The sequence below is a fragment of the Chryseobacterium sp. SIMBA_038 genome (genome assembly GCF_046535115.1).
In the GTDB taxonomy this organism is placed as follows: domain Bacteria; phylum Bacteroidota; class Bacteroidia; order Flavobacteriales; family Weeksellaceae; genus Chryseobacterium.
Window position 1 is genome coordinate 1 of record NZ_JAWRXH010000029.1, and the last position, 437, is coordinate 437.

General features: G+C 31.8%; 1 protein-coding gene. It reads left to right on the top strand.

Annotation, left to right across the window (positions count from 1 at the left end; all coding sequences use genetic code 11):
* Positions 1-232: 232 nt before the first annotated feature.
* Positions 233-437: metallophosphoesterase (locus SB689_RS22565; protein ID WP_410694315.1), on the top strand; the 205-nt coding region annotated here is incomplete at its 3' end.

A 437-nucleotide genomic window follows, 5' to 3' on the forward strand; every position in this document is an offset into this window, starting at 1 on the left:
GTTATTCTATTTTATATTGAAAAGCTTAAAAGTGAAGCAGACAGAAATTGCCGTTTCATAATAAGCAGCCTTAAAATGATACAAACTATATGATGAGGAATCGATGCTTAGGTATCGGTTCCTTTTTTAGGATTAAATTATAAAATCAGGAAGCTGCAAAGAAATAAGATGTTTATTTGCCACTTAGCTTTTCTCCCTAGTCTTTTTACTATTCCTTTACTATTTTTACATCATGAAAATACAAATCATTAGCGATCTTCATCAGGAGTTTGGGCAGACGGAATTATGTTTTGATCATGCTGATGTAGTTATTTTAGCTGGTGATATTAATTTGGGAACCAAGGGTGTTGAGTGGATTAAAGCTAAAATAGCTAATAAACCCGTAATCTATGTTCTTGGAAATCACGAATACTATAAAGGTTCATATCCTAAAACAT